The sequence below is a fragment of the Rhizobium sp. Root483D2 genome, from assembly GCF_001426685.1.
GTDB classification, from domain to species: domain Bacteria; phylum Pseudomonadota; class Alphaproteobacteria; order Rhizobiales; family Rhizobiaceae; genus Pararhizobium; species Pararhizobium qamdonense.
On record NZ_LMFB01000017.1, the window covers coordinates 22,729 to 44,031 of the forward strand.

The 21,303-nt window shown below is 61.5% G+C and carries 20 protein-coding genes; 8 read left to right on the plus strand and 12 right to left on the minus strand.

Going from position 1 to position 21,303, the window contains the following annotated elements; genetic code table 11:
- Window positions 1-59: 59 nt before the first annotated feature.
- The 5 genes from ASD32_RS15350 to ASD32_RS15370 form a co-directional block, all read right to left on the minus strand.
- Entirely contained in the window at window positions 60-521 is a 462-nt protein-coding gene (locus ASD32_RS15350) for a GNAT family N-acetyltransferase (RefSeq protein ID WP_060638926.1), read from the minus strand.
- A gap of 4 nt (window positions 522-525) precedes the next feature.
- Entirely contained in the window at window positions 526-1,254 is a 729-nt protein-coding gene (gene pth / locus ASD32_RS15355; RefSeq protein ID WP_060638976.1) for an aminoacyl-tRNA hydrolase, read from the minus strand.
- A 116-nt stretch (window positions 1,255-1,370) separates the two neighbouring features.
- Window positions 1,371-2,111, minus strand: coding sequence for a transporter substrate-binding domain-containing protein (locus ASD32_RS15360; RefSeq protein ID WP_082546784.1), 741 nt, complete (start codon window positions 2,109-2,111; stop codon window positions 1,371-1,373).
- A 22-nt stretch (window positions 2,112-2,133) separates the two neighbouring features.
- Window positions 2,134-4,515: a bifunctional diguanylate cyclase/phosphodiesterase gene (locus tag ASD32_RS15365; protein ID WP_060638927.1), complete on the minus strand. Its 2,382-nt coding sequence runs from the start codon at window positions 4,513-4,515 to the stop codon at window positions 2,134-2,136.
- A gap of 235 nt (window positions 4,516-4,750) precedes the next feature.
- Window positions 4,751-5,365, minus strand: a complete 615-nt coding sequence (locus ASD32_RS15370) for a 50S ribosomal protein L25/general stress protein Ctc (protein WP_060638978.1) — start codon at window positions 5,363-5,365, stop codon at window positions 4,751-4,753.
- 343 nt (window positions 5,366-5,708) lie between these two features.
- Between ASD32_RS15370 and ASD32_RS15375 the strand changes: the two genes are divergently transcribed.
- Complete coding sequence (locus tag ASD32_RS15375) at window positions 5,709-7,802, plus strand: bifunctional diguanylate cyclase/phosphodiesterase (protein WP_082546785.1); 2,094 nt, start codon at window positions 5,709-5,711, stop codon at window positions 7,800-7,802.
- A 6-nt stretch (window positions 7,803-7,808) separates the two neighbouring features.
- On the opposite strand, the gene ASD32_RS15380 is transcribed toward ASD32_RS15375, so the two are convergent.
- Window positions 7,809-8,987 carry a benzoate/H(+) symporter BenE family transporter gene (locus ASD32_RS15380; RefSeq protein ID WP_060638979.1) on the minus strand — a complete coding sequence of 393 codons (1,179 nt, stop codon included), beginning with the start codon at window positions 8,985-8,987 and terminating at the stop codon, window positions 7,809-7,811.
- Window positions 8,988-9,200: 213 nt separating this feature from the next.
- On the opposite strand from ASD32_RS15380, the gene ASD32_RS15385 reads away from it, so the two are divergent.
- From ASD32_RS15385 to ASD32_RS15395, 3 genes are all read left to right on the plus strand, one after another.
- Window positions 9,201-10,148, plus strand: coding sequence for a helix-turn-helix domain-containing protein (locus tag ASD32_RS15385; RefSeq protein ID WP_060638928.1), 948 nt, complete (start codon window positions 9,201-9,203; stop codon window positions 10,146-10,148).
- A gap of 179 nt (window positions 10,149-10,327) precedes the next feature.
- Window positions 10,328-11,836 (plus strand): aldehyde dehydrogenase, encoded by a 1,509-nt coding sequence (adh, locus tag ASD32_RS15390; protein WP_060638929.1) that lies wholly within the window; start codon window positions 10,328-10,330, stop codon window positions 11,834-11,836.
- Between the two features lie 217 nt (window positions 11,837-12,053).
- Window positions 12,054-12,440, plus strand: coding sequence for a DUF779 domain-containing protein (locus ASD32_RS15395; protein ID WP_060638930.1), 387 nt, complete (start codon window positions 12,054-12,056; stop codon window positions 12,438-12,440).
- A gap of 50 nt (window positions 12,441-12,490) precedes the next feature.
- Here the strand turns inward: ASD32_RS15395 and ASD32_RS15400 are convergent, their stop codons facing one another.
- From ASD32_RS15400 to lgt, 6 genes are all read right to left on the minus strand, one after another.
- Window positions 12,491-13,423 (minus strand): ribose-phosphate pyrophosphokinase, encoded by a 933-nt coding sequence (locus ASD32_RS15400; RefSeq protein ID WP_060638931.1) that lies wholly within the window; start codon window positions 13,421-13,423, stop codon window positions 12,491-12,493.
- Between the two features lie 290 nt (window positions 13,424-13,713).
- Entirely contained in the window at window positions 13,714-14,580 is an 867-nt protein-coding gene (locus tag ASD32_RS15405; RefSeq protein WP_060638980.1) for a hypothetical protein, read from the minus strand.
- 87 nt (window positions 14,581-14,667) lie between these two features.
- Window positions 14,668-15,819: a Xaa-Pro peptidase family protein gene (locus ASD32_RS15410; protein ID WP_060638932.1), complete on the minus strand. Its 1,152-nt coding sequence runs from the start codon at window positions 15,817-15,819 to the stop codon at window positions 14,668-14,670.
- Window position 15,820: 1 nt separating this feature from the next.
- The gene (pgeF, locus tag ASD32_RS15415) at window positions 15,821-16,615 is read right to left on the minus strand and encodes a peptidoglycan editing factor PgeF (RefSeq protein WP_060638981.1); all 795 of its coding nucleotides are present in this window, start codon (window positions 16,613-16,615) and stop codon (window positions 15,821-15,823) included.
- Between the two features lie 169 nt (window positions 16,616-16,784).
- On the minus strand, window positions 16,785-17,879 hold the full coding sequence (locus tag ASD32_RS15420) for a class I SAM-dependent methyltransferase (protein ID WP_060638933.1): 1,095 nt from the start codon (window positions 17,877-17,879) through the stop codon (window positions 16,785-16,787).
- Window positions 17,879-18,724, minus strand: a complete 846-nt coding sequence (gene lgt, locus ASD32_RS15425; protein ID WP_060638934.1) for a prolipoprotein diacylglyceryl transferase — start codon at window positions 18,722-18,724, stop codon at window positions 17,879-17,881. The genes ASD32_RS15420 and lgt overlap by 1 nt, the downstream gene beginning before the upstream one ends.
- A gap of 190 nt (window positions 18,725-18,914) precedes the next feature.
- Here lgt and ASD32_RS15430 point away from each other — a divergent pair, with 190 nt between their 5' ends.
- From ASD32_RS15430 to ASD32_RS15445, 4 genes are all read left to right on the plus strand, one after another.
- A complete protein-coding gene (locus ASD32_RS15430; RefSeq protein WP_060638935.1) occupies window positions 18,915-19,175 on the plus strand; it encodes an accessory factor UbiK family protein in 261 nt (86 codons plus the stop codon).
- A gap of 435 nt (window positions 19,176-19,610) precedes the next feature.
- On the plus strand, window positions 19,611-20,111 hold the full coding sequence (locus ASD32_RS15435) for a YbjN domain-containing protein (RefSeq protein ID WP_037098689.1): 501 nt from the start codon (window positions 19,611-19,613) through the stop codon (window positions 20,109-20,111).
- Between the two features lie 2 nt (window positions 20,112-20,113).
- Window positions 20,114-20,932, plus strand: coding sequence for a pyrroline-5-carboxylate reductase (proC, locus tag ASD32_RS15440; protein WP_060638936.1), 819 nt, complete (start codon window positions 20,114-20,116; stop codon window positions 20,930-20,932).
- Between the two features lie 15 nt (window positions 20,933-20,947).
- Complete coding sequence (locus tag ASD32_RS15445) at window positions 20,948-21,289, plus strand: tRNA-binding protein (RefSeq protein ID WP_060638937.1); 342 nt, start codon at window positions 20,948-20,950, stop codon at window positions 21,287-21,289.
- Window positions 21,290-21,303 lie beyond the last annotated feature (14 nt).

Consider the following 21,303-nt stretch of genomic DNA (forward strand, 5'->3'; position numbering starts at 1 on the left):
GCCCTCTTCCTGACAAAAAATCCTTCCGGCAGAATGCGCCTCATTTATCGTACGAGGCTCTAAAGACCGGCTGGCCGTCTGATCTGAAAACCGGTCTTGTCCTGCAAGAACCCGCATCCCCTGTAGAATGCCAGCGTCGCTGCGTCCTTCGAGCCGGTCAGCAGCATGACCTTGTAACAGCCCCGTTGCCAGGCCGACGCGGACGCGTGACGGATCAGCGCCCCCGCATGGCCGCGCTTGCGGTAATCCGCGTGGGTGACGACATTTTCGATCAGCGCATAGGGCGCGCCGCCGCGCGTGAGGTTCGGGATCACCACCAGCGTCACGGAGGAGGTCAGGACGCCGTCCAGGAGGCCGATCAGCACGGTCATGCCGGGCTGGGCTGTGATTGCGGCAAAACGCTCGATGGCGATATCGGGCGCAATCTCCGGGTCATCCGCATTGAGATGGCGGTAGAGCGCCAGCAAGGCCGGCAGATCGTCCGGTTCTGCCGGGCGGATGTCGAGGGCGCCTGCTTGCATCTGTCTACTCGTCCTTGTTGCCGAACAGCTTTTTCAGCATGTCGGCCATCGGCCCGGTCGCCGGCAGGATTTTCGGCTGGGCGTTGTTGCGGGCCTGGCGGATATGGGAGTTTCCGGCTGGTTTGGTGGAGGCCGGTTTCGCTGCTGCCGGTTCAGCGTCCGGCTTGCCGCCGGTGGCAAGCGTCAGCTTGTTCAAAAACTGCGAATCCTCCGCTTTCACCAGCATCTCCGCATTGCCGGCAAGCGCCTCCAGCAGCGGCTCCAGCCAAACCTTGTCGGTCTTGGAAAAGTCGCCGAGCACATGATTGTGGACCCTTTCCTTGGATCCGGGATGGCCGATGCCGAGGCGCAGGCGGCGGTATTCGCGGCCGCAATGGGCATCCAGCGACTTGATGCCGTTATGGCCGCCATGGCCGCCGCCGGTCTTGATCCGCGCCTTGCCCTCGATCAGATCGAGTTCGTCATAGATCGCCAGAATATGCTTCGGCTCCAGCTTGTAGAAGCGCATGGCTTCGCCGACGGCCTCGCCCGACAGGTTCATGAAGGTCTGCGGCTTCATCAGCAGCACGCGTTCGCCGCCGATCTCGCCCTCCGAGATCAGTGCCTTGAATTTTTTCGACCAGGGCGAGAAATTATGGCGCCGCTGGATCGCATCGACGGCCATGAAGCCGATATTGTGGCGGTTGCCGGCATAGTCGGCGCCGGGATTACCAAGACCTGCGAAAATCAGCATGGACATATCTCTACAGTCGGACAGACCCGTCTTGCACCGCGTTGTCACGCGGATGTCAACCGTCTGGCTGAGGCATGCGCTATTTTATGAGCGGGTTTCGCCGTCGCCTTCTGATATCAGCGGTGCGAGCGAATTCCGTATTTGGCGAAGATCCGGTCCTGGGTGCCGTCGGCAATGAGCTTTTCCAGCTGCGTCTGCATGCCTTTTACCACTGTATCCGGCAGGGCAAGGTTGCAGGCAAAGCCGTAGAGCTTGCCCTCAAGCAGGAGGGCGGGTTCGACCGCCTTGCCCTCGTCGCGCATCGCCTCGAAGGTCTTTTCGGAGGTGACCATCAGATCGATGCGGTCTCCAAGCAGCTTCCTGAGCGTCGTTTCGATATCGGTCGCCAGGTCGATCTTTGGAAAGGCATGGTTCTCGAGAAAGGTGCTGGAGAAATCGCCGCGCTGCGTTCCGATGGTGAAGCGCTTGGCCTCTTCGATACCGGCGGGATTGATGCCCGAGCCGATCTTGCGCAGCATGACCATGCGATCGACCAGCAGCGGCTCCACCCATTTGAAACGCTTGTGCCGCTCCTCGTCATGCCCCGTCGTGAAGGCGCAGGTCCAGGGCTGGCTTTCAGCCAGTGACAGCGCCCGCGCCCAGGGAAGGATGTCCAGCGCATAGGGCGTGCCGAGCGCCTTCATGATCAGTTCGGCCTGCTCGACGGCGGCGCCGGTGATCACGCCATCCCTGGTGAAATTATAAGGCGGGTATTCCTCGGTCAGCAAGGTCAGCACTTGCGCATTTACCGCGCCGGCCGTGCAAGACAGAGCCGTGCCCGATAAAAGGAGAGCGAGTGCGAACGCGATGTGTTTCATGTCCGTTCTCCCGTCATGATCGTCATGCGAGGCTGGTGGCCTTTGCTTCCGATTCCATTTCCAGCATCAGCAGCATGTTCTCGATCGGCATCGGCCGGCTGAAGAGATAGCCCTGGCCATAGTCGAGGCCGAGCTTGCGCAGCAGTTCACACTGCTCCTTGGTCTCGATGCCTTCGGCCACCACGGTGCAGCCCATCTGGTGGGAGATCGTCCGGATGCCCTTGATCAGCATGCGGCTCTTGCGGCGCACATCGGCCGTCCCGGTCGTCAGGGAGCGGGTGAAGGACTGATCGACCTTGACGATATCGACCGGGAACCGGTTGAGATAGCTCAGCGACGAATAGCCTGTGCCGAAATCGTCGAGCGCGATACGGCAGCCGAATTCGCTAAGCTGCTTCAACACGGCATGCACATCGGGATTGTCGAGCATCAAGACTGCTTCGGTGATCTCGATGACGATGCGGGCCGGCGAGATGTGATGCTTGAGCAGCAGCGCCGCCAGCTTGTGCGGCAAGGTCTCTTCGAACTGCAGCGGCGAAAAGTTGACGGCGAGATAGGTTGTCTCCGTCCCCTCCAGCTTCGTCAGGCGGGCGAGGTGGCTGATCGCCTTTTCCAGCACGCGCTCGCCAATGCGGGCGATCGAACCGGTTTCCTCGGCAATGCCGATAATCTTGGCAGGCGGCAATATGCCCTTTTCCGGGTGGTTCAAGCGCATCAGCGCCTCAAAGCCGGCAATGCGGCCATCGCTGAGGCTGACGATCGGCTGCAGATAGGCTTCGAACCGGTCTTCCTTGAGGCCGGCCTCGATATTCTGTTCCATTTCATGACGTTCGCGGGCGGTGTCGAGCATGCTGGTATCAAAGAGCAGCATGCCGTTCTTACCGTCGCGCTTGCGCGCATACATGGCCATGTCGGATTTCAACAGCAGTTCCGCCGCGTTTGCCGCGTGATCCGGATAGAGCGCGATGCCGACGCTGGCGCTGACCGACAGTTCGGCACCCTCGACCAGGATCGGCTGGCGCAGGCTGGCGCAGATGCGGTCGCCGATTTCGCTTGCCAGCGCCTCGACATCCTCGGCGCTGACCAGGATGGCAAATTCGTCGCCGCCGAGCCGCGACATCGTATCGCTGGGGCGAAGCGTCGTGCGGATACGGGCAACCACCTGGCGCAGCACTTCATCACCGGCAGCATGGCCGAAATTGTCGTTGATCCATTTGAAGCGGTCGAGATCGATGAACAGGCAGGCGAGCTGCACCATGGTCTCGTCGGCCTGATGGATGCCCTCGTCGAGGGCGGCTTCAAAACCCTGGCGGTTGAGAAGGCCGGTCAGGTGATCGGTGATCGCCTGCGCGTGGTTGCGGCTTTCGGCCTGCTTCAGTTCGGTCACGTCGGTCATGACGGAGAGGGACAGGCCGCCGCGCTCGCCGCTCGCCGCACTTTTCATCTCAAGAATGAGAACGGTCATGGTTTCGCCGTCCGCCCTGATGAACGGAACGGTGACTTCGCAGATATTGGCATGGTGGGTGTTGCCGTTGCGGCGGCGTGCCCGGTAGGTTTCGTGCCAGTGCTCGTCGACGAAATCGGTAAAGACGCGGCCGATGACGTCGGAGCGGGCATAGCCGGTGGCGGTCAGCCAGTAGTCGCTGACGGCGGTCAGGCAATTGGCGGGATCCAGAGAAAACAGCATGGAAGGGGTGAGATTGTAGATGTCGGTGGCGCGGCTATGGGCGAGCTTCAGCTCGGTTTCCTCGCGCTCGAGCTTGCTCTGCATCTCGTTGAAATTATGGGCAAGCGTGCCCATCTCGTCGTCCGAGGTCCAATCGACATGATGGCGCGAGCCGAGCCGGCGCGTGGCCTCGATGGCTGCCGTCAGCCGCATCAGCGGCCGGATGACGGTCAGCCGGTTTCCGAGGATGGCCGCCGCAAAGACGATGGCGACGGCGACGATCAGGATGAAGAAGATGCTCAGCTCATCCTTGCTGAAACGCGACAAAAGGCCGGGTGTGGCGACCCAGAGTTCCAGAGTGCCGACGGTTTTTTGGCCGTCCTGCGAATTATAGAGAATGTCCCTGGTCAGAACCGTGTGCGGCAGGCTGGCATCCACGGGACCTTTCGGCAGCGTGACGGAAATCGAGTGGGAACTGTCTTTGACCTGCACGGACATGATGGCGGCATCGCCGATCAGCGATTTTGCAATCTGCTCGACACCATCCGTATCGAAATCCCACAGCGGCTTGGCAAGCGCCTGCGCACCGGCCTCCATGAGAACCTGCGTGTTTTGCAGGCTTTCACGCGCCACGCGTTCCGACGACAGGGTCAAAAACAGCACGATCAAGGGCGCGATGAAGACAAGCATCGCACCGCAGACGATCGCAATAAAACGATTTTCAACAGAGTGCATCACGCGATGCCCCCGGTTGTGTCACCACTTTCAAGTCTCATTAGGATTCTCGTACACTGAAGCCGGGCAATCCCCCAGCGGACAACACATCACGAAAATCTTAAATGTTGTTGAAACCTTGAGACGAAAATAAGCGAGCGGAAGGACGCCCTTGGGCGGCCGCTAGTGCCTTTGGCAGCAAAAAGCCCGCTTCACCGGGTGAAGCGGGCTTGAAATCCAGGCCGTCAGGCCGGAATCCTTATTCGGAAGCGGGTGCTTCTTCTTCTTCTTCTTCCGACGTCCCGCCAGCCGGCTGCGCGATCGTCGCAATCGTGAAGTCGCGGTCGGCGATAACCGGTGTCGCGTTTTCAGGCAGCGTGATGTTCGAAATGTGGATGCCGTCGCCGATCTTCAGGCCCGACAGGTCGGCCGTCAGGAACTCCGGAATGTCGTCGGCCGGAACAACCAGTTCGACTTCGTGACGAACGATGTTCAGAACGCCGCCGATCTTGATGCCCGGGGACTTTTCTTCGTTGACGAAGTGAACCGGAACTTCAACGGTAACGACGCTGCCCTTCGAAACGCGAAGGAAATCGACATGCATGGTGAAGTCACGGACCGGATCCAGCTGGTAGTCCTTCGGCAGGACGCGGATCTTCTCGCCGCCAACGTCGATCGTGGCGATGGTGGTCATGAAACCACCGGCGTGAATCTTCTTGGTAACTTCCTTCGTGGAGAGGGCGATGGAAATCGGAGCCTGCTTGTCACCATAGATGACTGCAGGAATAAGACCGTTGCGGCGAAGTTCACGGGAGGACCCCTTACCAACCCGTTCGCGCGTTTCGGCCTTGAGCTCATAGGATGCGTGGCTCATGGTCTTAACCTTTCTGGTGTTTTTGGAGAGCTCATCCGGCAATTTGCAAAGACAGGATGAACCGAGACGTTTGACCGTCTCATCCGCGTTTGCCTCCAAGGGTGTCTGCGCGGACGCGCGTCCATAACCGAGAACGCCCGCAATTGCAAGTAAAGCCGGGTTTTGCGGCACAAACGGATAATTCGTTTGAAAACCCGCCCAAAGGTAGCATTGCAACTCGACCTGCACGCGCAGCGTGATACCCTACAGAACTTGATAACCGTCGAATCAATGAAAACACGCGATGTTAATCTCTTTTTATTCTTGCATGGCAAATTGCGCCCACGTTTAAATCAGGTGTTCCATGATCAAGGTCCTCTCCTGCATCGCCATTGACCATCATTACGGTCTGCTGGCGCTTGCAACTCTCGTCTGCATTCTCGGCTCTGTCCTGACCATGCGGCTGTTTGCCCGTGTCCGGCGCACGGTCGGCGTGCAGAAGCTGAACTGGCTGTTTCTGGGCGGAACCATTGGCGGCTCGACGATCTGGACGACACATTTCATCGCCATGCTGAGTTTCAGGCCCTCGCTGCCGCATGCTTACGAGCCGATCCTGACCCTGGTATCGCTGGGTGCTGCGATCGTCATCACGACATTGGGCTTTTCGGTCACGGCCATGCGCAAGACGGGTCCGGCCATCGAGCTGGGCGGCGCAATCGTCGGCGCGGGCATCGCCATCATGCATTACATGGGCATGATGGCCTATCAGATCGGCGGTCGGGTGGAATGGGATTTCACCTATTATGCCGCGTCCATTCTTCTGGGCGTCGGTTTCGGCGCCCTGGCCACCAGCCGGGTTGCGCGCCCGGTCACGCGGTTTTGCAAATATGGCGGCGCCATTGCGCTTATTCTTGCGATCGTCAGCATGCATTTCACCGGCATGGCGGCCATCACCATCATTCCCGATCCGATGATCCAGCCCTCGGCGGCTCTCATCCCCGACAATCTGCTGATCATCATGGTCATGGCGATGATGTGCCTGATGCTCGGCCTTGGCGCCTCGACCTATATTATTGACCTGCATTCCAGCCATCTGGCCGCCGAACGGTTCCGCCACCTGTCGCTGCACGATCCGCTGACGGCCCTGCCGAACCGGGTTGCCTTCGGCGAACATCTGGACGACATCATCCGGCGGCAGAAGGACGATACGGCCCGCGTTGCGGTGCTGTCCTTCGATCTGGACCGGTTCAAGGATGTCAACGACGTCCACGGGCATGCGGCCGGCGATGCGGTTTTGCGGACGATTTCCGGACGCATGGCCAAGGTTCTGGGGGACGGCGAATATGTCGCCCGCATCGGCGGCGACGAATTCGTGGCGCTGACGTCCAATTTCTTCATGAAAAGCGATGCCAAGGCATTTGCCGCGCGGTTGGTTGCCGAGATCGGCAAGCCCGTCGAGTGGCAGGGCGCGACGCTTCTGGTCGGGACCAGCGTCGGCATCTCGCTGTTTCCCGTCAATGCCCGCACGCCGGAGGAGCTTTTGGCGCAGGCGGATCTTGCCATGTACCGCGCCAAGGCCGCCGGCTCGAACTCAATCCGGTTCTACGAGCCCTCGATGGACGATGCGGCCCGCAGCCGCAGCGTGCTGGCCATGGATATGCGCCAGGGGATCGAACGCAACGAATTCGAACTCTATTATCAATATCAGAACAACTCTCTGACGCGCGACGTCATCGGATTTGAAGTGCTGTTGCGCTGGAAACATCCGGTGCGCGGCATGGTGCCGCCGATGGAGTTTATCCCGATCGCCGAGAAGAACGGCTTCATCCACGAACTCGGTGACTGGGTGATTTTGAATGCCTGCCGCCAGGCGGCGTCCTGGGATAATCCCATCAAGATCGCCGTCAATGTCGCACCCGCGCAGCTCGCCGATACGAATTTCCCCACCCGTGTCAGTGAAATCCTGAAGGAAACCGGGCTCGACGCCGGCCGTCTCGAACTGGAGATCACCGAATCCGGCATCATCGCCGACCAGCAGCATGCGCTTCACATCATCCGTCAGCTGAAGCTGCTCGGCGTCAAGATCGCCATGGACGACTATGGAACCGGCTATTCGTCGCTCTCGACCCTGCAGAACTTCCCGTTCGACAAGATCAAGATCGACCGCGCTTTCATCGATGGCGTCACCAGCAACCGGCAATCGGCTGCGATCGTCCGCTCGACCATCATTCTCGCCCAGAGCCTGGATATCCCGGTGCTGGCCGAAGGGGTGGAGAACGAGGAACATATGGATTTCCTGCGCAGCGAAGGCTGCCTGCAGGTGCAGGGATATCTGTTTGGAAAGCCGATGCCGCTGAGCGCGATCGATCATGTCGTCAACAATACGCAGCCGGTGATCGCAGCCCCGGTGCCAGCGGATGATGACGCCGTGCGGGGCGGGCAGTCCGAAGCGGCCTGAGGCCCGTCAGCGTGATTTGGTGAAGCGGGCGAGAGCCAGCATCAGTCCCCCCGCCAGCAAACCCCAGAATGCGCCGGAGACGCCTGCGAAACTGACCCCGGATGCGGTGACCAGAAATGTCACGGCGGCGGCCTCGCGGCCGTCTGCCTCCTTGAAGGCGGCCATGGCAGATCCGGCAAAGGCGCTGATCAGGGCAAGGCCTGCGACGGCCTGGATCAGGACTGGCGGCGCAAGGCTGACGAAGGCCGTCACCGTCGCCGCCAGAAGTCCGAAGACGATATAGCCGGCACCGGCAACGATTGCCGACCAGTAACGCCGGGCCGGATCGCGATGTGCGTCTTCGCCCGCGCACATGGCAGCGGTGATTGCCGCCAGATTGACGGCATGGCCGCCGAACGGGGCGCTGAGGACCGAAAAGAGGCCCGTGGCGGCAAAGAGCGGCCCCGGCTGCGGCTCGTAGCCGTTGACCTTCAACACGGCAATGCCCGGAATGTTCTGGGATGCCATGGTGACGATGAACAGCGGCAGGCCGATGCTGACGAGGCCCGCGACCGTGAACGCCGGCGTGACCCATTCGATATGCGGCACCAGCGTTGTCGAAAGCCGCGTCATCGCATCGGCCGGCATCTCGACCCCGAAGGCCAGCACCAGAATGAAGGCGAGAAGAGCGGCGGGCACGGCAAACAGCCGGTTGATACTGCCGACGACGGCCCAGGCGAGCACGATCGGCAGGCCGAACAGCGGATTGAACGCGATGGCCTTGACCGGCGCAAAGCACAGCCCGATCAGCACCCCCGCCAGCATCGCATTGGCGAGAGCCGCCGGGATCGCGGCAACGGCCCGGCCCAGCGGTTTCCACAGGCCGGCAACGACGATCAGTGCGCCGCAGATCAGGAAGCCGCCGACTGCCGTGTTGAAGCCACCGGCCACGGCGCCGGAACTTGCGAGCAATGCACCGCCCGGGGTCGACCAGGCAATGGAGACCGGCATGCGCGTGGCAAGGCTGAGCACGATCGCGCACACGCCCATCGCCACCGACAGTGCCATCAGGCCGGACGCCGCCTGCGCCTCGCTTGCGCCAACGCCGGTCAGTCCGTGCAGCACGACGGCAAAGGAACTGGCAAAGCCGACAAACGCGGTGAGCAGGCCCATGAACAGGCTCTGAAGGGAGAAGTCACGTAACATTGCGCGGGGACCATGCTGGATGCGGGAATTTCGATCAGACGATTTGCCTATCATATCGTCATATTCGTGCAATAGCATGGACCTTGCACCGCCGGTCATCGGGTCCTGACGCGTCTTTGACCTTTGTCCAACTGGACGCCTGTCATCGAACCTTGATATTGCTGCCTTTGCATCTATGATGAGGTTTGCGTCTGCCCTCAGGGAGGAGAGCCGATGAAACATTCTGACCATGTTCAAGCCGTTGCGCATCACGTATCGGCAGCCGCCAGTTCGCCGGTTGCCGCGTCCTGGCGCCGTTGCCTGACCGTGCATGGGCTTTCGCCCGAGGATGCCCGCTCGCCGCTCAGACTGTCGGAACAGGAGTTCCGGGCTGCGCGCGAAAAATCCGGACATCTGATCGAGGAAGCGCAGGGCGAGCTGGACCGGCTGTTTTCGACTGTGGGCAAGGCTGGATGCTGCCTGCTCCTGACCGACGAAAACGGCATCGCGCTGGAGCGCCGCGGTGCGCCGGGAGACGACCACGATTTTCGCGGGCTTGGCCTCTGGTCGGGTACCGTGTGGAGCGAGGCCAGCGTCGGCACCAACGGCATCGGCACGGCGATCGCCGACGAGCGCGCCGTCGTGATCCAGCGCGACCAGCATTTCCTCAGCTGCAATACCGGGCTTTCCTGCGTGACCGCGCCGATCCGCGATCATCTCGGACGCGTCGCCGCCGCCATCGATATTTCCACCTGCCGCGACGATGCCGGGGAGATGGCGATGCTCCTGTTGTCGCAGGCCGTGCGCGATGCCGCCGCCCGCATCGAGGCCAACCTGTTCCACCGCGCCTTCAACGGCGCACGCATCCTTCTGGTACCGGCCGACGGCAAAAGCACGCCGGCGATGATCGCCATCGACCGCGACGATCTTGTGCTGGGTGCGACCCGCGCAGCCCGGTTGAAGCTCAACCTCGACGACCGGCGCATTGCCAACGGCGTCCCGGCCGCCGATCTCCTCAACGAGACGCCGGTGGGGCAGGGCGAGGATCTTCTCGACGCGGAACGCGCAGCCCTTCGCCGCGTCCTGTCGCGGGCGCAGGGAAATGTGTCTCTGGCTGCCGATACGCTGGGGATCAGCCGGGCGACGCTGTACCGGAAAATGAAGAAGCTCTCCGTCAATTGACGAGAATGTGTGCGGCGTGGTGCTGTTTGCCGCGCTGCAGCATGTTTGCTGCAAGTCACCTGTCGCACATCTGAAACACTTGGCGGCCTGCGCGGGCAGGGTGGCTCTACGCGTTCCAGGCATTCTGGCGCACCTTCCCTATCAGCAGATGTTGGAGTCTGTTCAGGAGGAGAAATCATATGTTGCATCAAAAGATTGTCGAGAACCCGTTCAAGCAGAAATATGGCAACTATATCGGTGGTGATTGGCGCGAACCCGTCAGCGGCCGCTATTTCGACAACACCACCCCGGTCACCGGCGGCGTGTTGTGCCAGATTGCCCGTTCGGAGGCTGCCGATATCGAGCTGGCGCTGGATGCCGCCCATGCCGCCAAGGAAAAATGGGGCCGCACGTCCTCGACCGAGCGCGCCAATATCCTGATGAAGATCGCCCAGCGGATGGAAGACAATATCGAGCTTCTGGCCAAGGCCGAGACCTGGGACAACGGCAAGCCGCTGCGCGAAACCATGGCCGCCGATATGCCGCTCGCCATCGACCATTTCCGCTATTTCGCCTCCTGTGTCCGCGCCCAGGAAGGCACGATCGGCGAGATCGACCACGACACGGTCGCCTATCATTTCCATGAGCCGCTCGGCGTCGTCGGCCAGATCATTCCCTGGAATTTCCCGATCCTGATGGCCGCATGGAAGCTGGCTCCGGCACTGGCGGCTGGCAATTGCGTCATCCTGAAGCCTGCGGAACAGACGCCGGCATCGATCCTCGTGTGGATCGAACTGGTGGGTGACCTTTTGCCGCCCGGCGTGCTCAACATCGTCAACGGGTTTGGTCTCGAAGCCGGCAAACCGCTTGCCACCAACCCGCGCATCAACAAGGTGGCCTTCACCGGTGAAACCTCCACCGGCCGGCTGATCATGCAATATGCCAGCCAGAACCTCATCCCGGTCACGCTGGAACTCGGCGGCAAGTCGCCAAACATCTTCTTTGAAGACGTCATGCGCGAGGACGACGACTATCTCGACAAGGCGCTCGAAGGCTTTGCGATGTTCGCGCTGAACCAGGGCGAAGTCTGCACATGCCCGAGCCGCGCGCTGGTCCATGAGAAGATCTACGACCGCTTCATGGAAAAAGCGATCCAGCGCGTCGCCGCCATCAAGCAGGGAAATCCGCTCGATATGTCGACGATGATCGGCGCCCAGGCCTCCAGCGAACAGCTGGAAAAGATCATGTCCTATATGGATATCGGCCGCCAGGAAGGTGCCGAGGTCCTGATCGGCGGCGAGCGCAACACGCTGGACGGCGAGCTTTCCGGCGGCTTCTATGTCAAGCCGACGGTGTTCAAGGGCCATAACAAGATGCGGGTGTTCCAGGAGGAAATCTTCGGCCCGGTCGTGTCGGTGACGACCTTCAAGACCGACGAGGAGGCTTTGGAAATCGCCAACGACACGCTCTATGGCCTGGGGTCTGGCGTGTGGAGCCGCGATGCCAACCGCTGCTACAATTTCGGCCGCAACATCCAGGCCGGCCGCGTCTGGACCAATTGCTACCACGCCTATCCGGCTGGCGCTGCCTTCGGCGGCTACAAGCAATCCGGCATCGGCCGCGAAACCCACAAGATGATGCTCGACCACTACCAGCAGACCAAGAACATGCTGGTGAGCTACAGCCCGAAAGCGCTGGGTTTCTTTTGATGCCGCTTGACCTCCCCCTTGAGGGGGGAGGTCGCAGCGAAGCTGCGGGTGGGGGTGATCAATCGGCTCGCGCCGAACATTGCCCCCACGCATTATTTCTCCAAGGAAAGGAGATGGCTGCCGATGAAAGCGCCGCTCTGGATGACCGTATGCGCGGCCGGGTCACCCCACCCCGCCGCTTCGCGCCGACCCTCCCCCTCAAGGGGAGGGTAAGCGCATGACCGACACGATCAACGGCGAACCGCGGGTGCTGGCCACCGATGCAGCGCTCGCCTTCATCAAGGAGATCCAGCAGGATCATCCCGACGTGCTGTTTCATCAGTCAGGCGGCTGTTGCGACGGGTCGTCGCCGATGTGTTATCCGGCCGATGATTACATCGTCGGCGATAACGACATCAAGCTGGGGGAGATTGGCGGCGTGCCCGTCTATATCAGCGCCAGCCAGTTCGAGGTCTGGAAACATACCCAGCTGATCATCGACGTCGTGCCGGGAAGGGGCGGGATGTTCTCGCTCGACAATGGCCGCGAACGGCGGTTTCTCACCCGCTCAAAGCTGTTTGCCGGCGGTGAGGCCTGCGCCATTCCGATCGTCAAACGAGCATAGGGCGGCGGTCCAAGCGTCTGGTCTGGCCGCCCATTGCGTTGATCAGCGGATCAATCGAACAGGCTGGAAACCGATTCTTCCTGGCTGGTGCGGTTGATCGCTTCGCCGATCAGGCTGGCGGTCGAGATGACGCGGATATTGTGGGCCGACTGAACCGCCGTGGTTGGCTGGATCGAGTCGGTGATCACCAGTTCCTTCAGCTTCGACGACGTCACGCGGGCCACGGCACCGCCCGACAGAACGCCGTGGGTGATATAGGCCGTGACGCTGGTCGCGCCGTTCTTCAACAGGGCCTCGGCGGCATTGCAGAGCGTTCCGCCGGAATCGACGATATCGTCGATCAGCAGACAGTCCTTGCCGGTGACATCACCGATCACGTTCATGACTTCGGATTCACCGGCGCGCTCGCGGCGCTTGTCGACGATGGCGAGCTGGCAGTCGAGACGCTTGGCCAGCGCCCTTGCGCGGACCACGCCGCCGACGTCGGGCGAAACGACCATGACGTTTTCAAGATTGTAGTTTTCCTTGACGTCGCGCGACAGGATCGGCACGGCGTAGAGGTTGTCGGTCGGGATATCGAAGAAGCCCTGGATCTGACCGGCATGCAGGTCGAGCGTCAGGACGCGGTCGGCACCGGCCTCGGTGATCAGGTTGGCCACCAGCTTGGCCGAGATCGGCGTGCGCGGACCGGGTTTGCGGTCCTGGCGGGCATAGCCGAAATAGGGAATGACGGCCGTGATGCGGCGGGCTGAGGACCGGCGCATGGCGTCGATCATGATCAGCAGTTCCATCAGGTGGTCATTGGTCGGAAATGAGGTCGACTGGACGAGGAAGACATCCTCGCCGCGCACGTTTTCCTGTATTTCCACGAAAATTTCCTGGTCGGCAAACCGTCTGACGGTTGCTTTGCCCAGGGGCAGGTTGAGATAATTGCAGATCGCTTCGGCCAGGAGCCGGTTCGAGTTGCCTGCGAAAACCTTCATCGATGGTCCGCCTGTGCTGGCGCGGGTTTTTCGTCCGCGCAATTCCGTAAGCCAGCCGGGGTCTCGATCGTCCCAAGCTTATGCGCGCTTCATAACGTCCTTGACTTTGAATGCAAGAGCATTGCCGCGTTGCAGCGTAGTTTATCCTAAAAAGATTTGCCCAAACGTGTCGAACTGGGAACATTTCGCCTCGAAGCGCGGATTCTCCCACAGGCTGTAAGCCCATCCGCTGCCGCCCGCGCGCCTTTCCGGCGTCGCCAGCGCGCCTCTGTCCGGCGTCGCCCGCGCGTCTACCCGGCGTTGGCGTCGCGCCAGCTCATATATTCGTTGATGGTCTTTGTGGCGATCGACTGCATCGTCTGCGCTGGCACGACCGACCAGAGATTGGGGCCGGTCGCGTTCACCGTGTCCTGGCCCTGGATGCGGTGCAGCCGGTTGCCGGAGCCGTCGAGCACATCCCAGACATAGACGACCGTTGTCTTGCCGCCATCGTTCAGCGCCGAGAAATAGCCTTTCAGGATATGCTGGCTGCTGGTGTCGGATGCGGCCTTGATTGTCAGGCCGTGCGAGCGCGCCTCGGCGCCCAGCTGTTTGGAAAGCGGGGTCACGACCTCGACCGGCGCACCGATGATGGGCAGGAAGCGGATGGTGCCGGCCGTTGCCGCAGGGGCGATGGCCGCAGATTTCTGCGGCGGCTGTTCCTGCGGTTCCTGCTCCGTCGCCTGCTGTTCGCGGACGGCGGTATCCTGGTCGTCGGTGTCTGCGGGCTCAGTGGTCTGGCGGCGCGAGACCTGCCGTTCCTGGACCGGGATCTGGCCTTGCTGCAGGCGGTTGGCCTGCGCCTCCAGCGATCCCGCCGGGTCGGTATAATCGGTATCGCCCTGCGCCATCACCGTGCCGCTCGGGCCTTCCGAAAAGCCTTCCTGTTCAGGTGCACCGCGTTCTGGGGCTGCGAGCTGCGTGCTCTGGACGGGTGTCGAGGCCTGCGGCGCGACATCGACCGTCTGCATGGAATCGAGATCGGCCTGGTTGACCGGCGGCGATGTGAACGTGCCGGCGCCGACATCGACCTGCGGGGTCAGGTCATCCATGCTGTTGCAGCCCGTCAGGGCTGCAATCATTCCAAGGCTCGCAAAAAGCATGATCAGCTTGTGCATCGTCCTACCGTCCGGTTCTTCGATGACGGAATGCCTGAAGGCCCCCACCTTCTTTCCGCCGTTCACAAGGACGATAGATCAATTTTCCTAAGCAGAGATGAAGTCCAGCCCATAGCGCGACAGCGCCTTTGGCGCGCCGTCCGTCGTCAGATAGGTCTGGCCGAGCGTCATTGCCGTGCCGCTGTCAGAATCCATGATGATCATGTGGACGAACAGCGACATGTCAGGCGCGATCTCCTGGGGATTGCCCATGTGGAACATCTGGTGCTCCATCCAGGACGGCGAGAAGCGGGCGCCGAGCGAATAGCCGCAGGCGTTCAGCCGGTGCCGGGTCAGGCCGCGCTCGTCCATGATCTTGGAATGCACGTCGAACACGGTACCGAACGTATTGCCGGGGCGAAGGACCATTTCGATGGCCTGGATGGTGTCGCGGCAGGCGCTGTAGAGTTCGCGGTGGCGGTTGGTCGGCTCGCCGATCACGACCGTGCGCATCATCGCGGCATGATAGTGTGCGCTGACACCGGCCCATTCCAGCGTCAGCTGGTCCTGCGCGTCCAAAGTACGGCGGCCCGCCTTGTAGCGGCAGAGCAGCGCGTCGGCGCCGGAGCCGATGATGAATTCATTGGCCGGATAATCGCCGCCGCCGGCAAAAACCGCCCCTTGCATTGCGGCCAGAATGGCGGCTTCGCTGCCGCCGGCATGGATCAGCGGAATAGCCGCATCCAGCGCGTCGTCGGCAAGGCTTGCGGCCTGTTCGACATAGACGATCTCGGCGGCGCTCTTGACCAGGCGCAGGCGGCTGACGAGCAGCGAGGCGTCGACCAGTTCGCCGAAGCTCGTCAGCTGCTGGTCCAGCAGCCGGGCAATGCGGCCGGTCATGCCATGGGTGTCATATTCGATGCCGATGCGCGCACCCAGCAGGTCGAGATCGCTGAGCAGGTTCTTCAGGTCCATCGTCGGATCGGCATTGACCCGGTCGACCCAGACCTCGACGCGCTCGATGTTGGATGTGTGCTTGGCCTGGCGCAGATCGGCCGAACGGGTAAGCAGGACCATCGAGCCGTCGGCCTTGACCACCAGCGTCTGGAAGAAGCAGTAGCCGAACGTGTCGTAGCCCGTCAGCCAGTACATGCTTTCCTGCGCAAACAGCAACATGGCAGAGAGTTTTTCTTCCTTCATCTTGGCCGTCAGCCGTTCCAGCCGCGCCGAAAATTCGTCCTGCGTAAAATGCAGTGCCATGTCATGCCTCCCGTAAGGATATTGCAGAAATCTGCCGGCCATAATCCGGCTCGCTGCGATGGGTTGTCCGGCGGTAGGAGAAGAAGCGCTCCTCGTCCGCATAGGTGCAAAGGTCGAGATTTTCCGCCGTCACGCCCGCATCCGTCAGCCGCCTCGTGGTCAGTCCCGGCAGGTCGAACATGGCGTGGCCCGCGCGCTCAGAAGGCGTGAAGAAGGCCGCGTAGCGTGCGTCCTTCTCGATAAACCGCTCGACGAATTCGGTGCCGACCTCGTAGTTGCGGCGGCTGATCGAGGGGCCGAGGCTGGCCGTGATCTGGTCGCGGCGGGCGCCAAGCGAGATCATCGCCGCGATCGTGCTTTCCAGCACGCCGGTCAGCGCGCCTTTCCAGCCGGCATGTGCCGCGCCGATCACGCCCGCTTGCGCATCGGCAAACAGGACGGGGCCGCAATCGGCCGACAGCACGCCGATGACGAGGCCGGGCGTGGCCGTCACCAGCGCGTCGGCCTCAGCGCGCGTCCCGTCATAGCCGGCATCGACGATGATGGCGTCGGGGGAATGGACCTGGTTGACCGTCGCCAGTTTTTGCGGCGCGGCGCCAAACCAGGCGCTGACGCGGGCACGGTTTTCCTCGACGCGGGCACGGTCATCGCGTGATCCGAGCCCGACATTGAGGCCGCGATAGATGCCATCCGAGACGCCGCCTTCACGGGTGAAATAGCCGTGTTGGACGGCATTTCCCGCGCGAGCGTTGAGAAGAGGGCTTTGCACAGGGGAGAGCAAGGCATCATCCTTCATCGGTTGTTTTGCCTTTTCGATATGCTGCAATGCGAGGGTTTTCCGGGCGGGCGGCTGTGGCAGCCCAGTGGCAGCCCATGAGTGATTTGGCCGGATGTTGGCCTTAAGGGCGGGTCCGTGTCAATCCACCGAAACGACAGGTGGCGTCGCCGCTGTTGCTTGGCAGGCGCTATTTCTGGAACGGCACAAGCGCCACATTCGGGCTGCTGACAACGAGAACCTTGAACAGTTCACCCATTTTTCCCTCGCCCGCACCGGCCAGCCGTTCGGCGTCCGCACGGATGTTTTCTTGCGTTTCGCGGCTCTTGTCGCGGCCAAGGGCTGCAGCGCGTTCGGCAAGGCCAAGCGCGATCAGAAAATCGCCCTGATAGGTCAGCCCGTTGATCTGCAGCCGTTCCACCACCGCACGCCGGGCCAGCTGCTCGAAATCCACATGGCTGGTGATATCGGCAAAGCCGGGATGGGCCAGCGGCGGATCGAACTGGTGATCGCGCACCGCCTGCAGCGTGTCGCCAAGACCCGTTGCCATATGGCCGTAGTCGATGATGACGGCGGTTCCGCCATGGGTGCGGATCCGTTCGCTGAGTGCGGCCATCACCGCATCGCGGGCGGGGGCAAGTTCGAACACCGTTCCCAACGGTGCCGCCGGCGCGGATGCCGGAAGCAGGTCCGGATCGATGCCCGCGACACCGGCTGCGAAGGAGAGCGCTCCAGCCGCATCGAGCCCGACCAGCCGTTCCTTAAACCCCTGCGCCGTCTTGACGAACTGGCGGATGGGGATGGCGTCAAACAATTCGTTGGCAGCTAGCAGCAGAAAGCCGTCCGGCAGGCTTTCGAAGCTGTCGTGCCAGGTGATCTTGAACTTGTGGGCAATCAGCGTTTGCTGCTGCACTTTCTGCAGACGTTCGCTGGTCTCGACCAGATGCACGCTTGCGGCTTCGTAGAGGGCCGGTGACAGCTTGGCGGCGACGCGCAGGATATCGGCCATCATCGTGCCACGGCCGGGGCCGATTTCGGCGATATGGACCGGACTTGGCTCGCCATGCCGCTGCCAGGCCTGGACGAGGAAGATGCCGAGCATCTCGCCGAACAGCTGGCTGATCTCCGGCGCCGTGATGAAGTCGCCGGATTGGCCGAAGGGCTCGCGGGTCTTGTAATATCCATGTTCCGGATCGGCCAGGCACAGGGAAAAATAGTCGGTCACGCTGATCGGGCCGTTGGCGAGAATGATGGCCTTGATCTTGTCGGCAAGCGGCGTGCTCATCACGCGGCTGCAGGCGCTGCGCGGCGGGCGCGCTGGATAGCCCAGAGGCCGATCAGCACCATGGGCACCGACAGGAGCATGCCCATGGTCAGCCAGCCGCCGAGCAAGTAGCCGAGCTGCGCATCCGGTTCGCGGAAGAATTCTACGAAAATGCGCGCCAAGCCATAGCCGGTGACGAAGACGCCGCAGACAAGGCCCGGGGTTTTCAGCGCATGGCGGTAATAGATCAGAACGGCCAGCACCGTCAGCAGCACGAGACCTTCGAGCGCTGCCTCATACAGCTGGCTCGGGTGGCGGGCAAAAGGGCCGCCGGTCGGAAAGATCACCGCCCAGGGCATGGACGACAGGCGACCCCAGAGTTCGGCATTGATGAAATTGGCGACACGGCCGAAGAACAGGCCGATGGGCACGACGGCGGCGACGATGTCGAACAGGCTCCAGATTGCGATCCGGTTGCGCTTCGCAAAGATCAGCATGGCGATCATCGTGCCGATCAGGCCACCATGGAAGGACATGCCGCCGTTCCAGATTTCCAGCGCGCGAAGCGGATTGGCGATCACGCTTTGCAGGTCGTAGAACAGGATATAGCCGATGCGTCCGCCGCCGACGATGCCGGCTGCCACCCAGAGCAGGAAGTCATCGAGCTGCGCTTCGGTGACGGCAGGCGATCCGTTGCGCCACAGCGCCGTGTTGCGCGCAATCCTGCGGGCATATTGCCAGCCGATCAGGATGCCCGCCACATAGGCCAGGCCATACCAATGGATCTGCAAGGGCCCAATGGAAAGGAGCACCGGATCGATTTCCGGAAAAGGCATGATCGAAAAAAGGGTCGCTATTGTTTCCAAGGTCTTGCTTCATTTCCGCCGGTTGTTTGCCGGAACATGACGCTGCGGCAAGGCAGGGTCAAGGCAAGCAGCGGTCACGAAAGGCTGACATCACCGGTATTTTTCCTTGCATCGGCCCGCCTGTGCTCCTACCTCCTCTGTCAAGCCCGTGATGACGGGCATTGGACGCTTGAGACCGGAGACCGAAACGATGAGCACAGGTGCAAACCGCATTCTGGATGATTTTGCCAAGTTGATGACGGACGCGGCAGGTGCAGCCCAGGGCGTGCGCAAGGAAATGGAAACGGTATTTCGCGCGCAGGGCGAACGCCTGTTGAATTCCATGGATATCGTCAAGCGCGAGGAATTCGAAGCCGTGCGCGAAATGGCGCTGAAGGCGCGCGACGAAAACGACGCGCTTCTGGCCCGCATCGCAGCGCTTGAGGCGCGGCTCGCCGAAACCGGCAAGTAAAGAGAATCAACGCGGTGGCGCATGCCGCGCCGCCGCGTTTGACCGGGTTTTGGGGCAGGTGTCCCGAACCGGTACAGGGGCGCTGGATTTCAGGCGCTCAAGCATGGCAGTTTTCATAAATCTTTCACCCTGTGGACACTGGCGAAAAACGCTTATGGCAGAGTCGTTTAAGAACGGGTGCTGAATCAATTTGAGAGAGCCTATCCACAACCACCGGCGCTATTTTTCACGCAGGGGGCTTTCATGCGGACTCGGGCATTATACACTGATTTTAAATGATGATTCGAAACGGATCACGCAAGCTCCAGGCAGGGTATGTCAGCCAGGATGGTCGTGTTTCCGGTAATCATAAGTGTTTGTTTCTGGTGTTTGAGTTTGCAGCCTTGTGTGTGAACACGATGTCGCATGTCTGCGCCAGGACTTTTGGGGTGATGCATGAGCCTGATGGAACTGGAACTTGAGCGCCAATCGAACCCGGTCGATATGATCGAGTTCGTCGCTGCCAACAATGATTGGTCCTTCGAGCGCTCTGGCGAGGATGAAATCGCCATGACGGTGGAAGGGAAGTGGACCGATTACCACGTCTCCTTCTCCTGGATGGAGGAGTTCGAAGCGCTGCATCTGGCCTGCGCTTTCGACATCAAGGTTCCCGAAAGCCGCGTCAACGAAGTGATCCGGCTGCTCTCCCATATCAACGGCCAGGTGCTGATGGGCCATTTCGATCTCTGGCGCCAGGAAGACGTTGTGATCTTCCGCCAGTCGCTGCTTCTGGCCGGTGGCGCCGAACCGACCAACCAGCAGGTCGAAGTGCTTCTGTCCAGCGCGCTTGAAGCATGCGAATCCTATTTCCAGGCTTTCCAATTCGTTGTCTGGTCCGGTGTCGATGCGCAGAGCGCGGTCGAAGCCGTGATGTTTGAAACCGTCGGAGAGGCGTGACGATGGCTGTGCAGGCATCGGGTCCGATCGTTCTGATCGGTGCAGGCAATATGGGCGGCGCCATGCTCGCCGGCTGGCTAAAGAGCGGCATTTCCGGTGACGATCTGCTGGTGATCGATCCCGGCCCGCCACCTGTTATGGCCAAGCTGATTGCCGATAACGGCGCGCGCCACGCAACATCCGCGCCCGCAGATCTCAAAGCCGGCGTTCTGTTTCTCGCGGTCAAGCCGCAGATGATGGCCACGGTGCTGCCGCCTCTGAAGGGGCTCGTCGGTCCGGACACGGTGGTTGTGTCGGTTGCAGCCGGAACCACGCTGTCCTTCATGCAATCGCATCTGGGCGATGCCGCCATGGTACGGGCGATGCCGAATACGCCGGCGATGATCGGCCGTGGCGTGACCGGCGCCTTTGCCAATGGTGCGGTCTCGAGTGCGCAGCGCGATCTCGTCCATAATCTTTTGAAAGTTTCCGGCCCGGTCGAATGGGTGGAAACCGAAGCCGATATCGATGCTGTCACCGCCGTGTCCGGCAGCGGCCCGGCCTATGTCTTTTATCTCGTCGAGTGCATGGCAGAAGCTGGCCGCAAGGCCGGTCTTCAGGCGGACCTTGCCATGCGGCTCGCACGGGAAACCGTCGCGGGGGCTGGTGAACTCCTGCACCAGTCCCCCGATGACGCCTCCAAGCTTCGCCAGAACGTGACGTCTCCGGGCGGCACCACGGCGGCGGCGCTCAACATTCTCATGGCCGACGACGGCATGCAGCCGCTGTTCGACAAGGCGATTGCCGCAGCCCGCAAGCGGGCGGAAGAACTGGCCGGATAATTCGGGACCTTTTCCATGACCGAGACCATCACCTACGCCGATTTCGAGCGCGTCGATATTCGAACCGGCACGATCATAGAGGCGTCGCCTTTTCCCGAAGCGCGCAAGCCGGCGATCAAGATCGTCATCGATTTCGGCCCGGAAATCGGCCTGAAGAAATCATCGGCGCAGATCACCACCCATTACACGCCGGAAAGCCTTGTCGGCCGCCAGGTGCTCGGCGTCGTCAATTTCCCGCCGCGCCAGATCGGTCCGTTCCGCTCTGAAGTGCTGACACTCGGCTTCGAGGACGAGGCCGGCGCGATCGTGCTGGCCGCCACGGACAAGCCGGTGCCGAACGGCAAAAGGCTTCTTTAAAAACGCCGATAGGA

Coding starts and splice junctions, on each gene's coding strand:
- ASD32_RS15350 (WP_060638926.1), bottom strand. CDS start 521: ATGCAAGCAGGCGCCCTCGACATCCGCCCGGCAGAACCGGACGATCTG.
- pth (WP_060638976.1), bottom strand. CDS start 1,254: ATGCTGATTTTCGCAGGTCTTGGTAATCCCGGCGCCGACTATGCCGGC.
- ASD32_RS15360 (WP_082546784.1), bottom strand. CDS start 2,111: ATGAAACACATCGCGTTCGCACTCGCTCTCCTTTTATCGGGCACGGCT.
- ASD32_RS15370 (WP_060638978.1), bottom strand. CDS start 5,365: ATGAGCCACGCATCCTATGAGCTCAAGGCCGAAACGCGCGAACGGGTT.
- ASD32_RS15375 (WP_082546785.1), top strand. CDS start 5,709: ATGATCAAGGTCCTCTCCTGCATCGCCATTGACCATCATTACGGTCTG.
- ASD32_RS15380 (WP_060638979.1), bottom strand. CDS start 8,987: ATGTTACGTGACTTCTCCCTTCAGAGCCTGTTCATGGGCCTGCTCACC.
- ASD32_RS15385 (WP_060638928.1), top strand. CDS start 9,201: ATGAAACATTCTGACCATGTTCAAGCCGTTGCGCATCACGTATCGGCA.
- adh (WP_060638929.1), top strand. CDS start 10,328: ATGTTGCATCAAAAGATTGTCGAGAACCCGTTCAAGCAGAAATATGGC.
- ASD32_RS15395 (WP_060638930.1), top strand. CDS start 12,054: ATGACCGACACGATCAACGGCGAACCGCGGGTGCTGGCCACCGATGCA.
- ASD32_RS15400 (WP_060638931.1), bottom strand. CDS start 13,423: ATGAAGGTTTTCGCAGGCAACTCGAACCGGCTCCTGGCCGAAGCGATC.
- ASD32_RS15405 (WP_060638980.1), bottom strand. CDS start 14,580: ATGCACAAGCTGATCATGCTTTTTGCGAGCCTTGGAATGATTGCAGCC.
- ASD32_RS15410 (WP_060638932.1), bottom strand. CDS start 15,819: ATGGCACTGCATTTTACGCAGGACGAATTTTCGGCGCGGCTGGAACGG.
- pgeF (WP_060638981.1), bottom strand. CDS start 16,615: ATGAAGGATGATGCCTTGCTCTCCCCTGTGCAAAGCCCTCTTCTCAAC.
- ASD32_RS15420 (WP_060638933.1), bottom strand. CDS start 17,879: ATGAGCACGCCGCTTGCCGACAAGATCAAGGCCATCATTCTCGCCAAC.
- ASD32_RS15430 (WP_060638935.1), top strand. CDS start 18,915: ATGAGCACAGGTGCAAACCGCATTCTGGATGATTTTGCCAAGTTGATG.
- ASD32_RS15435 (WP_037098689.1), top strand. CDS start 19,611: ATGAGCCTGATGGAACTGGAACTTGAGCGCCAATCGAACCCGGTCGAT.
- proC (WP_060638936.1), top strand. CDS start 20,114: ATGGCTGTGCAGGCATCGGGTCCGATCGTTCTGATCGGTGCAGGCAAT.
- ASD32_RS15445 (WP_060638937.1), top strand. CDS start 20,948: ATGACCGAGACCATCACCTACGCCGATTTCGAGCGCGTCGATATTCGA.